Annotated in this window: 12 protein-coding genes; 4 read left to right on the top strand and 8 right to left on the bottom strand. The window is 58.3% G+C overall.

Annotation, left to right across the window (positions count from 1 at the left end):
- Positions 1 to 805 precede the first annotated feature (805 nt).
- The gene (locus tag HBO05_RS13985) at positions 806 to 3,697 is read left to right on the top strand and encodes a ribonucleoside-diphosphate reductase subunit alpha (protein WP_170043770.1); all 2,892 of its coding nucleotides are present in this window, start codon (positions 806 to 808) and stop codon (positions 3,695 to 3,697) included.
- A 102-nt stretch (positions 3,698 to 3,799) separates the two neighbouring features.
- Here the strand turns inward: HBO05_RS13985 and HBO05_RS13990 are convergent, their stop codons facing one another.
- From HBO05_RS13990 to HBO05_RS14025, 8 genes are all read right to left on the bottom strand, one after another.
- Entirely contained in the window at positions 3,800 to 4,807 is a 1,008-nt protein-coding gene (locus HBO05_RS13990) for a hypothetical protein (protein ID WP_169955261.1), read from the bottom strand.
- Positions 4,808 to 5,025: 218 nt separating this feature from the next.
- On the bottom strand, positions 5,026 to 6,345 hold the full coding sequence (gene flgE, locus HBO05_RS13995) for a flagellar hook protein FlgE (RefSeq protein ID WP_169955180.1): 1,320 nt from the start codon (positions 6,343 to 6,345) through the stop codon (positions 5,026 to 5,028).
- Between the two features lie 31 nt (positions 6,346 to 6,376).
- Positions 6,377 to 7,108, bottom strand: a complete 732-nt coding sequence (gene flgD / locus HBO05_RS14000) for a flagellar hook assembly protein FlgD (RefSeq protein WP_169955179.1) — start codon at positions 7,106 to 7,108, stop codon at positions 6,377 to 6,379.
- A 16-nt stretch (positions 7,109 to 7,124) separates the two neighbouring features.
- Positions 7,125 to 7,568, bottom strand: coding sequence for a flagellar basal body rod protein FlgC (gene flgC, locus HBO05_RS14005; RefSeq protein WP_169955178.1), 444 nt, complete (start codon positions 7,566 to 7,568; stop codon positions 7,125 to 7,127).
- Between the two features lie 3 nt (positions 7,569 to 7,571).
- Positions 7,572 to 7,979: a flagellar basal body rod protein FlgB gene (gene flgB / locus HBO05_RS14010; protein WP_057439685.1), complete on the bottom strand. Its 408-nt coding sequence runs from the start codon at positions 7,977 to 7,979 to the stop codon at positions 7,572 to 7,574.
- Positions 7,980 to 8,215: 236 nt separating this feature from the next.
- Positions 8,216 to 9,103, bottom strand: a complete 888-nt coding sequence (locus HBO05_RS14015) for a hypothetical protein (protein WP_172312919.1) — start codon at positions 9,101 to 9,103, stop codon at positions 8,216 to 8,218.
- Between the two features lie 203 nt (positions 9,104 to 9,306).
- Complete coding sequence (cheR, locus tag HBO05_RS14020) at positions 9,307 to 10,134, bottom strand: protein-glutamate O-methyltransferase CheR (RefSeq protein ID WP_057439687.1); 828 nt, start codon at positions 10,132 to 10,134, stop codon at positions 9,307 to 9,309.
- Between the two features lie 43 nt (positions 10,135 to 10,177).
- Positions 10,178 to 11,110, bottom strand: coding sequence for a chemotaxis protein CheV (locus tag HBO05_RS14025; RefSeq protein ID WP_169955176.1), 933 nt, complete (start codon positions 11,108 to 11,110; stop codon positions 10,178 to 10,180).
- 81 nt (positions 11,111 to 11,191) lie between these two features.
- On the opposite strand from HBO05_RS14025, the gene flgA reads away from it, so the two are divergent.
- From flgA to HBO05_RS14040, 3 genes are all read left to right on the top strand, one after another.
- Positions 11,192 to 11,956, top strand: coding sequence for a flagellar basal body P-ring formation chaperone FlgA (gene flgA / locus HBO05_RS14030; protein WP_169955175.1), 765 nt, complete (start codon positions 11,192 to 11,194; stop codon positions 11,954 to 11,956).
- A gap of 140 nt (positions 11,957 to 12,096) precedes the next feature.
- Positions 12,097 to 12,414, top strand: a complete 318-nt coding sequence (flgM, locus tag HBO05_RS14035; protein ID WP_057960432.1) for a flagellar biosynthesis anti-sigma factor FlgM — start codon at positions 12,097 to 12,099, stop codon at positions 12,412 to 12,414.
- Between the two features lie 48 nt (positions 12,415 to 12,462).
- Positions 12,463 to 12,930 (top strand): flagellar protein FlgN, encoded by a 468-nt coding sequence (locus tag HBO05_RS14040; RefSeq protein WP_170043774.1) that lies wholly within the window; start codon positions 12,463 to 12,465, stop codon positions 12,928 to 12,930.
- The last annotated feature ends 19 nt before the right edge of the window (positions 12,931 to 12,949 follow it).

Below are 12,949 nucleotides of genomic sequence, written 5' to 3' on the forward strand. Positions count from 1 at the left end.
GTCCAAATGTGGGAGTGGGCTTGCCCGCGACAACGGTGGATCAGTAGTAGATATGTTGCCTGACACACTGCTATCGCGGGCAAGCCCACTCCCACATTTGGATCTTCGCCAGCCATACCTAATTTGTCATGCACAAAGGGCATAACCGTGTAGGAATAAAAGGCCGATTGTAGCCATGGCCCAACCCTCAAACACAAGCCAGGAAATGCATTCGGTGATCGCGTTTTTTTGTGATAGGGTTCGCGCCCGCAAAAATCCAACCGGGTGTTTTCAGCTTGGAATATTCGGTGACAAACGGTGCGATGCAGCAGTACTGCGGCCTACACGGTGGTTCTACCTTTCATACACATTTTACCCACAGCGTTATCCACAGGTAGTGCGTTGCTAAGCCCCCCAAAACGCATTATCTTGTACCTCGTTGCCAAAAAAACCCTACATGTAGGGTTTCAAGCGAAAAGACCAAACACAAATCAGACAAGAAACTCAAGTGCTTTCTTGCTCCTGTTTGGTGGAACTTAAACCTTTTTCGAAAGCCCAAACCGCGCACGCGGATGGCTGCTGTTTTCAAGCCCGAAGGGGAGAAAGCGGTACGGGTGTTGCAATACAAACCACACCCACTCAGGAATACGGCAAAGAGCCCAAGGCTCGGCGCCGAAGACTTCGGCATGGAAGCGGCGCGAACAGCTCCCTTCCTCCTGTCCCGAGGTTGTTATGCCAGGCCAAGGCCTGTTGTAAGTGCTTCAGGACGGAACGGTGGGCACCGTGATGGTGCCCAAATAAATATAGAATGTGGAGACAACCCCCCATGCAAACCGACACAACTCGCGAGAACCCGCAAGGCTCCGTGCCGCAGGGCGCTGATTCGAATATGGATCTGTCCGCCACCGCGCCCGGCCAATTGCGCGTGATCAAGCGTAACGGCACTGTCGTTCCTTACACCGATGACAAAATCACCGTCGCCATCACCAAAGCGTTTCTTGCAGTTGAAGGCGGCACCGCTGCCGCTTCGTCGCGTATCCACGACACCGTTGCCCGCCTGACCGAACAAGTCACCGCGACCTTCAAGCGTCGCATGCCCTCGGGCGGCACCATTCACATCGAAGAAATCCAGGACCAGGTCGAACTGGCCCTGATGCGTGCCGGCGAGCAGAAAGTGGCCCGCGACTACGTGATCTACCGTGATTCGCGTGCCAAGGAACGTGCCGTACACGCACCGTCCGCCGAAGCCGTGCAAGCTCACCCGTCGATCCGCATCACCCTGGCTGATGGTTCGTTCGCGCCCCTGGACCTGGGCCGCCTGAACACCATCATCACCGAAGCCTGCGAAGGCCTGGAAGAAGTCGACGGCGACCTGATCCAGCGTGAAACCCTGAAGAACCTGTACGATGGCGTGGCCCTGACCGACGTCAACACCGCCCTGGTGATGACCGCCCGTACCCTGGTTGAGCGTGAGCCGAACTACTCGTTCGTCACCGCCCGCCTGTTGATGGACACCCTGCGTGCCGAAGGCCTGGGTTTCCTGAAAGTCGCCGAGAGCGCTACCCACCACGAAATGGCCGACCTGTATGCCAAGGCCCTGCCTGCCTACATCGCCAAGGGTATCGAGTTCGAATTGCTGAACCCGATCCTGGCCACCTTCGACCTGGAAAAACTCGGCAAGGCCATCAACCACGAGCGTGACCAACAGTTCACCTACCTGGGCCTGCAAACCCTGTACGACCGTTACTTCATCCACAAGGACGGGATCCGCTTCGAACTGCCGCAGGTGTTCTTCATGCGCGTGGCCATGGGCCTGGCGATCGAAGAGAAGAACAAAGAAGACCGTGCCATCGAGTTCTACAACCTGTTGTCGTCCTTCGACTACATGTCGTCGACCCCGACCCTGTTCAACGCCGGCACCCTGCGTCCACAGCTGTCGAGCTGCTACCTGACTACCGTGCCGGATGACCTGTCGGGCATCTACCACGCGATCCACGACAACGCCATGCTGTCCAAATTCGCCGGCGGCCTGGGCAATGACTGGACTCCGGTGCGTGCACTGGGTTCGTACATCAAGGGCACCAACGGCAAGTCCCAGGGCGTCGTGCCGTTCCTCAAGGTAGTGAACGACACCGCCGTCGCGGTAAACCAGGGCGGCAAGCGCAAAGGCGCAGTGTGTGCGTACCTGGAAACCTGGCACATGGACATTGAAGAGTTCATCGAGCTGCGCAAGAACACCGGTGATGATCGTCGTCGTACCCACGACATGAACACCGCCAACTGGATCCCTGACCTGTTCATGAAGCGCGTCTTCGATGACGGCCCGTGGACCCTGTTCTCGCCGTCCGAAGTACCAGACCTGCACGACCTGACCGGCAAGGCCTTCGAAGAGCGCTACGAGTACTACGAAGCCCTGTCCCAGTACCCAGGCAAGATCAAGCTGTTCAAGACCATCCAGGCCAAAGACCTGTGGCGCAAGATGCTGTCCATGCTGTTCGAAACCGGCCACCCATGGTTGACCTTCAAAGACCCGTGCAACCTGCGCAGCCCACAGCAGCACGTCGGCGTGGTCCACAGCTCGAACCTGTGCACCGAGATCACCTTGAACACCAACAAGGACGAGATCGCCGTTTGCAACCTGGGCTCGATCAACCTGCCGAACCACATCGTGGGCGGCAAGCTGGACACCGCCAAGCTGGAACGCACCGTCAACACCGCCGTACGCATGCTCGATAACGTTATCGACATCAACTACTACTCGGTGCCACAGGCGCAGAATTCCAACTTCAAGCACCGTCCGGTCGGCCTGGGGATCATGGGCTTCCAGGATGCTTTGTACCTGCAGCACATTCCCTACGGTTCGGACGCTGCGGTCGAATTCGCCGACAAGTCCATGGAAGCGGTCAGCTACTACGCGATCCAGGCTTCCTGCGACCTGGCCGACGAGCGCGGCGCCTACGAGACGTTCCAGGGTTCGCTGTGGTCCAAGGGCATCCTGCCGCTGGACTCGCAACAGATCCTGATCGAGCAGCGTGGCCAGAAGTACATCGACGTTGACCTCAACGAATCCCTGGACTGGGCGCCGGTACGTGCCCGTGTGCAGAAAGGTATTCGTAACTCCAACATCATGGCCATCGCACCGACCGCGACCATCGCCAACATCACTGGCGTGTCGCAGTCGATCGAACCGACCTACCAGAACCTGTATGTGAAATCGAACCTGTCGGGCGAATTCACCGTGATCAACCCGTACCTGGTCCGCGACCTGAAAGCCCGCGGCCTGTGGGACTCGGTCATGATCAACGACCTGAAGTACTACGACGGTTCGGTGCAGCAGATCGAGCGCATCCCGCAAGAACTCAAGGAGCTCTACGCGACGGCCTTCGAAGTGGACACCAAGTGGATCGTTGACGCCGCCAGCCGTCGTCAGAAGTGGATCGACCAGGCCCAGTCCCTGAACCTGTACATCGCCGGTGCTTCGGGCAAGAAGCTCGACGTGACCTACCGCATGGCTTGGTACCGTGGCCTGAAAACCACCTACTACCTCCGTGCCCTGGCCGCGACCAGCACCGAGAAGTCGACCATCAACACCGGTAAGCTGAACGCTGTATCCAGCGGCAACCACGGTGATGATTCGGTGCTGGCTGCTCCAGCCGGTCCGGCGCCAGTGCCAAAGGCCTGCGCGATTGACGAGCCGGATTGCGAAGCTTGCCAATAAGCTGAGCCCGCCCTGGGGCTAACCCTCCAAGGCTGAAAAGCCCCCGATACACCCAAAGTGTATCGGGGGCTTTCTTTTGCCCGGAAAAACCCTCGTACGAGACTAGATCAACACGGTGGCTATACCCGATGCAGGCACACCGCCTCGCTGCCCCCACAGCTCAATGCGGCCGTTAATCACCGCCATCGAATGGCCGCCGTACTCCACCGTCCCGACCTTGCTGTTCCTCAAGTCGGCATCGGTCGCCTGCCTGTAAAGCCCCTTGAGCCCTATGCGGTCCAAACCCTCTCGCGAATACTCTCCATCGTTAAGGGTCTTGATGGCATCCTTGAAACTGCGCGCAGCCTTACCATCGTTGTTTTCCATCTGGGCCCGCTTGGCGCTCGCGGCAAATATGAAGTTGGCGGACGTTATCATCGAAGGATCATCTCCCTCGAATCGGGCCTCCTTTGCGGCCTCCTTGAATTCTTCCTTGGAAAAATGAACCTTGTATCCATCGCGCATCGTCACGTCATAGCCATCGCCCGCCCCTTTAACCTCCTTGAACACATCCGTAGGCTCCTTGCCATACCGCATCATGGCGGCCTTTATTGCGGAAACCGTCACACAATTGCCGTCAGGCCCTTGCTTGAAACCACTCCAGATATTGCCCGATTCTTTACCGGTTCCCGGCTTTTGACCGGGGTTGCTGTTATCAGGCTTGTAGTTGAAATAATTCCTCCCGTTGGTATAAGGCTTATCGGACATTTTTTCGGCAGGGCCAAACCCCGCAGGGTTCACTCTACCGCCGCCGCCACCGCCACCTCTTGGCGATGGCGGGCTGGGTGGCGCTACGTCATCACTGGGAAACCATTCGTCCAGCATCCGCTTGAGAAACTCGAGAAACTTGCTATCCGCGCTCTCGCCCAGCTTGTTTAGCGCCTCCTTGAATTTTTCGTCACCCATTTTCTGGCGCAGATCATTCAACTTGTCGCGCAGATCCTGCACCGTCTGAGTCTTGCCGGCTTGCTCGGCATCGAACAGTTGGCTGAGCAACGTCTTGACCGTCGACGCTTCGCCAGCAGGCCCAACGGCAGGCAACACCGTCGGTGCCGCAGCCGGTGTGAACATCACGCGCCCCGTACCTGGTGCAGACCACCCTAGACTCTCCATGCTCCGCCCTCCCAAGATTGGTGAGCCAACAGGGCTCTGGCCCCATCAGTGGCGAAGCAGGAGCGGAGTGTTCCTTCCCATGCATTTCAACGCGTTACCTGATGCTCTGCGCTGGGTTTTCCTACGCCCACAAAAAAGCCCCTCCTAGGAGGGGCTTCTTGTGCAGCACTAGCGCATCAGGTCATCTGAATGATGGTCTGCATGATGGTGCTCTGGGTGGAAATGGTCTTGGCGTTCGCCTGGTAGTTGCTCTGGGCCTTGATCAGGTCCACCAGCTCATTGGTCAGGTTGACGTTGGAGTTCTCCAGGGAGTTGGCCACGATCGAGCCCAGGGTCCCGGCTTCTGGTGCATCGTAGCCAGGCTGGCCAGAGGCGAAGGTTTCTTTCCAGGTGGTGCCACCTGCGGGCTGCAGGCCTTGCTCATTATTGAAGCTGGCCAGGGAGATCTGGCCGATGGCCTTGCTCTGCTGGTTGCTGAAGGTGGCGAACAGCACACCGCTGCCGTCGATTTTCAGCCCGGTGATTTCGCCGGTGGCATAGCCATCAGTGATCGGCGGGTTGCGGTAGCTGGCCGAGTTGTACTGAGTGATATCGGACATGTTGATCGCAATACCGCCCGGGTTGGCAGCAGCCCCGTTGTCAGGGTTCCACACGCCATTATCCATGACGCCCGGCTTCCAGTTGCTGATGGTCAGGGTGGTGTTGGATACGGTGCTTGGCGGAGTGACGATCCCCTTGAGCGTGCCTGATGTATCAAATGTCACCGTGGAGGCCACCGGCGCAACCGCACCTGTGCCCTTGACCGGCGTACCGTCAGGATTGCGTCCGTCGATCAGGGTGTAGGACTTCCAGGTATTGGAGCCGGTTTTCACCATGTACTGCACCATCTCATGGGCATTGCCTTGAGTGTCATACAACGTGGTGCCGTACTGCTCGGTAAACGTGCTCGCTTCAGTCGGATCAAACGGGCTGGTCGTCTGGTCGATCACCGGCTTGGAGGAGTTCAGGTTGCTGCTGGAGTCAACCTTGGTCGACGCTTTGGGCGGCAAGTTGGACAGGTTGATCCGCAGGTCGGTCAGGCCGCTCTTGGAGATTTTGCCATCTTCATCGGCAGCGTAGCCCTGCAGGCGCGAGGTGCCGGTGTTGTTGGTGATGTAGCCGTCCTTGTTCGCCTGGAACGAGCCATTACGGGTGTACTCCAGCGAGCCGTCGCTGCCCTTCTGCACGAAGAAGCCGCCGCCCTGGATACCCATGTCCAACACGCCACCGCTGCCGTTGACTTCACCCTGGGTGAATTGTTGGGAGACCGCCGCCAGGTTAACGCCCGTGCCGATGGTTTTATTGCCAGTGCCCAAGCGGGACGCCGCATAAATGTCGCCGAACTCTGCGCGGGACGACTTGAAGCCAGTGGTCGCGACGTTGGCGATGTTGTTGCCGGTCACGTCCAGTTGTTTGTTGGCCGCATAGAGGCCGCTAAGGCCGATATTAAAAGACATGTTTCTCTCCTCTTGCCGTATCTAGCCGGCTCTATGTACCGATAGTCTGAATTTGCGACAGCTTGATGCTGCCCATGCCGCCAGAAAGATTGAGTAGCATTTCGCCGCCAGTCTGGCTCAAGGTCACGCTGGTGACCGTGGCCGGCAGCGAGGTTTTCAGGGCAACCGAATCACCAGCGTCATTCTTGGTGCTGGCCGCGAAGGTGTAGGTGCCGGAATCCAGCTGCTCGCCCGCCTCGTTCTTGCCGTCCCAGATAAAGTCCGACTTGCCGGCGCTCTGGGCGCCCAGATCGATGGTCTTGACCAGCTTGCCGTCCTTGTCGGTGACCTTGACGGTGACGTTGCCCACCGACGAACCCACGGCGACCGAGCCGGTGAAGCTCTTGCTGGTGTCGACCATGGCCTTGTTGGTTTCGATAATCACCGAACGCCCGACCAGCGACGAGGCTTGCAGCGCCTGCGACGATTTGTAGTTGCCGGTGATGGTGTTCACCGAGTCGTTCAGGGTGTTGATGCCTTCCAGGCTGCTGAACTGCGCCAGTTGCGCGACGAACGCGCCGTTGTCCTGGGGCGACAGCGGGTTCTGGTTCTTGAGCTGGGTAACCAGCAGTTGCAGAAACGCATCCTTGCCCAGGGACTGGTTGCCCGAGGCCGCCTTGGCCGTGTCGGCCAGGTTGCCCTGGGTGGACTTGGCATCCTTGACCTTGGAGTCGAACAGACTCTGGATCGTCGACTGATTCGACACATCGTTAGTGACAGACATGCTTTAGCGCCCCTTATCACTGACCGAGGGTCAGGACCTTCTGCATCATGGCTTTGGCGGTGTTCATCATTTCCGCGTTGGTCTGGAACGAGCGACTGGCGGAAATCATGTCAGCCATTTCCTCGACCACGTTGACGTTGGGGTAGTACACGTAGCCCTTTTCGTTCGCGGCAGGATGATTGGGCTCGTAGCGCGCCTCGAGGTTGCTCTGGTCTTCGACCACACCCAGCACCTGGACGCCCTGGCCGGCAGCATCCTGGCTCTGGAACAACGAATCGCTGCCGCCGTTCTGACCGGCCTGAAACATGGTGGCGAACACCGGGTGCCGGGCGCGGTAGGTCTGGTCGATGCTCGACGACACTGTCTCGGCGTTGGCAATGTTACTGGCGACCGTGTTCAGACGCGTGGTCTGGGCGCTCATGCCACTACCGGCAATATTGAAAACACTGGATAGAGACATGGCTTACTCTCCGCGCAGGGCTGACATCAGCCCTTTGAATTTGCTGTTGAGCAGGGTGAAGCTGGCCTGGAAGTTCACCGAGTTCTCGGCGTAGTTCGATTGCTCCAGCTGCGCATCGACGGTGTTCTGGTCGATCGACGGCTGCATCGGCGTGCGATACATCAGCGACTCATCGCCACTGCTCAGGCCCTGGGCTTCGATATGACGGTTATTGGTCATGTTCAAGGCGAAGGAGCCGTTCTTGGTCTTGTCGCTCTGTGCGGCGAGCACGGCGGCAAAGTCCAGGTCCCGAGCCTTGTAGTTCGGGGTATCGGCGTTGGCGATGTTGTTAGCCAGGACTTCGGCACGCTGGGCGCGGAAGCCCAGGGCTTGTTCGTGGATACCGAGCGCTTTATCGAAGCTGATGCTCATGGCGGAAACCTTTAGGGGCTGACCTGCTTTTCGTAACAGGGTTATAGCAAGCCCCATGCCAGGTTTATCAACCCCAATAAATCAAGGGGTTAGGCAGGCATTGCCGGCGGCAATGGCGCAAAAGCGGCAACGCTTTTCCGCGAAACGTCAGGAAAGCGGCAATGGGCATTGCCGTTTAAAGAAAGCGGCAGGAGCCGGATTGCCGGTTCCTGCGGAGGTGGCCTGGAGGAGTGCCATCAAGTCAGAACCAATACGTTCTCTTTCCATTCGTGCCCCCTGCCATCGGAAATCTTGCCCGCTGTGGCTCGCTGTCCCACTTTGCCCCAGCGCTCCTCCATTCCCCCAATTACCGCCATCGAGTGCGCGGTACCGGCACCGCCCACATCCTTGTCTATCGTACCCACCATGCCACTTTGCAAGTCGCGCAAAGTCCCCTGCCTGACATGATCCTTCAGGCCCAACCGGACAAACACATCCTTGGTGTACTCACCGTTTTTAAGGGAGTCCAAGGCCTTGGCATAGCTGTGCCCTGATCCTTCGTGGTTTTCGTTCTGCGCCCGCTTGGCACTGACGGCGTATATAAAGCTGGCGTCCTTGATCATCGCGGGATCACTTCCTTTGAGCCCGGCGTGCTGGGTGGCCTGTTGCAGTTCCTGCCGGGTCAAATCCACGGTTTTCCCATCCCGCATGGTGACATGGTAGCCATTGGCGGTTTTCTTCACGTCCTTGAAGATATCGGTCGGTTTCTGGCCAAAACGCTGCATTGAGGCCTTGATGGCTGAAATAGTGGCGCAGTTGCCGTTTTCACTCTGGAAAAAACCGCCAAAAATATCCGCGGTTTTTCTCCCCGGCGTCGCGCTATTGGAAGGAAAAAAATTGTTGTGAGCCAGGGCAGAATTACCGCCGGATGGATAAGCGCCATAATTGAAAGGCTGGCTCGAAGCACTGGGATTACCCGAGACAAAATTCATACCCGGCGGCCTGGGGCCATGGGCGCCAAATACAGGCCTTGAACCTGCCTGCCCTCTTCCCGCCAAGGGGTCATCGATACGCCGCTGTTCAACTGAAGAATCGAATGCAAACCGTGCGCCTTGCGGACCGTACCCTGATGAAACGTTTCCCATACACCCTCCTTCTGGTGAGCGCGACGAAGAGTCAATCCCACCGTCGCAAACACGACTTTTCGTATTGGGCGGGCTGAATTTGCCCACCCAATGCTGGGTGGTGAGGAAGGAAACATCAGTTCCAGCAGGGTACGCCCCAGGATCGCCGGACAAAAAAAAGGAGCCCCTGGGGGCTCCCTTTTGCGTCGGCTCGGCTCAAGCCATCACTTGGCCTGGTAGATAATGCCTGGGCTGCACTGCACCATCTGGTAATGATCCGGCAAACCGTTCAGCGCCTCGGACGCGCCGAGGAACAAATAGCCGCCGCGCTTGAGCGTACCGTGGATGCGCAGCAGGATGTCCTTCTTCACTTCAGCCGAGAAGTAGATCAAGACGTTGCGGCAAAACACGATGTCGAACTTGCCAAGGCTGGCGTAGCTGTCCAGCAGGTTGAACGAGCGGAACTCCACCCGGCTCTTGATCGGCGCCTTGACCGCCCAGCGCCCGGCGCCCTTGGGGTCGAAGTAACGCTGCAGGCGCTCCGGGGACAGGCCGCGGCCCAGGGCCAGGCTGTCGTATTCGCCGGTCTTGCAGTTGGTCAGCATGGTGCCGGACAGGTCAGTGGCAACAATTTGCACCCCGGCCTTCAACTGCCCCATGTTGGTCCGTTCGAACTCATCGATGGACATCGACAGCGAATAGGGTTCCTGCCCAGACGAACATGCCGCCGACCAGATGCGCAAGCGCTGGCCAGGGCTAGCCTTGATGGCCTCGGGCAATACCTTGTTCTTGAGCACCTCGAAGGGGTAGGTGTCACGAAACCACAGGGTTTCGTTGGTAGTCATGGCATCGACCACCATCTCCTTGAGCCCGCTGCGCGGTTGGCCCTGGATGCGCTGTACCAACTCGCCCAGGGACTTGATGCCCTGCTGCTCCATCAATTTGTTGAGACGGCTTGATACCAGGTATTGCTTGTTTTCACCGAGCAATATGCCACAGGCTTTTTCCAGGAAGACCCGGAACTGTTCGAAATCCAAATTACCCGTAGACAATGAAACCGCCTCTTAACTCGTGTGACCGCCAGGGAGAAAGCCCCTAGCCGTGATCTGCAGATTTGATCCGTTCAACGACCCGGGATGCCAGGTCATCAGGACGGAATTTGGCCAGGAAGTCATCGGCACCGACCTTCTTGACCATTGCCTGGTTGAATACACCGGACAATGAAGTATGCAGGATGATATGCAATTTTTGCATGCGTGGGTCGTTGCGTATCTCGGCCGTGAGGGTGTAGCCGTCCATTTCCGGCATCTCGATGTCGGAAATCATCATCAGGAATTCTTCTTCCGGCTTCTTGCCTTCATCCACCAGCTTGCGCAGGTAGTCCAGCGCCTGGCGGCCGTCATTGAGCGCCACCACTTCGACACCGACGGTCTGCAGGCACCGGGACACCTGCTTGCGCGCCACCGACGAGTCATCCACCGTCAACACCCGCAGGGACACGGCCTTCTGCTGGGTCTGCTCATCCACTACACCCACCGAAATATGCTCCGACGTCGGCGCCACTTCCGCGAGGATCTTCTCCACGTCGATGATTTCCACCAACTGGTTATCGACCCGCGTCACTGCCGTGAGGTAGTGGTCGCGCCCGGTGCCCTTGGGTGGTGGATGGATCTCTTCCCAGTTCATGTTGACGATACGTTCCACCGAGCGCACCAGGAAACCCTGGGTCTTGGTGTTGTACTCGGTGATGATCACAAACGGGTTCTCGCGATCCTGCAAACCGGCAGAACCGGTGGCCATCGCCAGGTCAAGAATCGGAATCGTCGAGCCACGGATGTTGGCCACGCCACACACCACCGGGTTGGACTTGGGCATTATGGTGAGCTTGGGGCATTGCAGCACCTCCCGCACCTTGAAGACGTTGATGCCATATAGCTGCTTGCCATCGAGTCGAAACAGCAACAACTCCAGGCGATTCTGCCCTACCAGCTGTGTGCGCTGGTTCACTGAATCCATTACACCCGCCATGCCCAGACTCCTACGCTACAAAACTTACGGGTACGACGCGCCCCCAACACGAAACGGCACGCGCTTTGCTTTTTATTGGCCATGGACATCAAAACGACAGTTTCCCGACGCCTTCGCTCGCCACAGTACCGCAGATTACTCTGCGCCTGGATGGCGTTGCTTGCCTTGGGCGCAGGCCACCAGGCCCACGCCGACAACGTCACCTTGCCTGATCTGCTTATCGGCGTCACTCAAGGCTTTCTTGAGTTCACTGTAGAAGATTATCTGGCGAGCACCCAGACACCGGGCCGTTATGAAATCCAGGTCAACCAACTGGACCCGCGTTTGCGCATGCCCATGTGCGACAAGGAATTGACAGGCTCCCTGGAAAGCCCAGCCCAGCCCATTGGTCGCGTGACCGTGCGCGTGCGCTGCGACGGCAGTTCGCCCTGGACCGTGTTCGTGCCGGCCCAGGTCCGGTTGTTTCGTGACGTAGTGACCGTTACTCGCCCGCTCAAGCGTACCGGCATCATCGGCTTTGAAGACGTGGCCCTGCGCGAGCGGGACATCAGCCAGATCAGCCAGGGCTACCTCACCTCCGTGGACCAGGCGGTCGGGCAGAAACTGACCCGACCAATGGTAACCGACCAGGTCATCACCCTGGTTCACCTGGAACAGGCAGAAGTGGTGCGCAAAGGTGACCAGGTGGTGATATCCGCCAGCAGTGGCGGCCTGAACGTGAAAATGCCGGGAGAAGCCCTGGCCAATGGCGGGATGAGCGAACAGATTCGCGTGAAGAACCTCAACTCCAAGCGCGTGATCAAGGCCCGGGTAACAGCGCCTGGCCAGGTGGAGGTCGCACTATAGATCACTGGCGTGGGACGCTGGCTTTTCCTACACTGTGCCGAGATCACGCTGTGCACAGGTTTATTGTCGATCGAGCCTAAAGTTTGTCCGGGTATGGCCGAAAACATGGCAAGCGTCCAAATACCCAGAGGTTTTTTAACATGGTCATTGATTTCAGCCGATTGAACAGCGCCCAGGCAACGCCCGGCGGCACGCGTACCAACGCGGCCAAGGACAGCGTTGAAGCCAAGGCCCCGGCACTGCCCGCCAAGGCAGAACAAACCGCTTCGACCCAAAGTGGCGAATCGGTGCATTTGAGCAACGAGGCTCAACAGTTGCAGAAGATCACGGACTCGCTGCGCGATCAGCCAGTTGTCAATAAAGCCCGCGTGGCCGAGTTGAAACAGGCGATTGCCGATGGCAGCTATCAGATCGACAACGACCGTTTAGCCGGCAAAATCATCAAAGCCGAGCGCTAGGCCAAGGCCTGCGCCAGGCTTTTGGACGCTTAAAACCCAAGGCCAGCCATGCACGACGAAAATTTGCTGCACCTGATCACTGAAGACCTGGCTCCCGCGCAACACCTGCTGGAGCTGCTTCAAGACGAATTCGTGGCCCTGTGCGGCCGCGATATGCGCCTGCTGGAAGATATACTGGCACGCAAGCAATCGTTGATCATCCTGCTTGAACAACACGGCCAGAAACGCAGCCAGATCCTGCTCAGCCTGGGCCTGCCCGCTGATCACAGCGGCCTGGAGCAGTTGGCCAGCCACTCGTCGGTCGGCGACCAGTTGCTGGCCCAGAGCGCAGCGCTCAATGAGTTGTTGATCAACTGCCAGCAAGCCAATGTGCTCAATGGCCAGTCGATCCAACTGCAGCAAGCCACCACCGCCAACCAGCTGCGCATCCTCCATGGCGGCGAACCTCCAGCACTGTATAACGCCCAGGGCTCCACCTCACGGCTGGTCAAGCCCAGCACCCTCAGCCAAGCCTGACGCCGGTTTATTGCGCGCC

It is taken from the genome of Pseudomonas sp. WS 5079 (assembly GCF_012985465.1).
In the GTDB taxonomy this organism is placed as follows: Bacteria; Pseudomonadota; Gammaproteobacteria; order Pseudomonadales; family Pseudomonadaceae; genus Aquipseudomonas.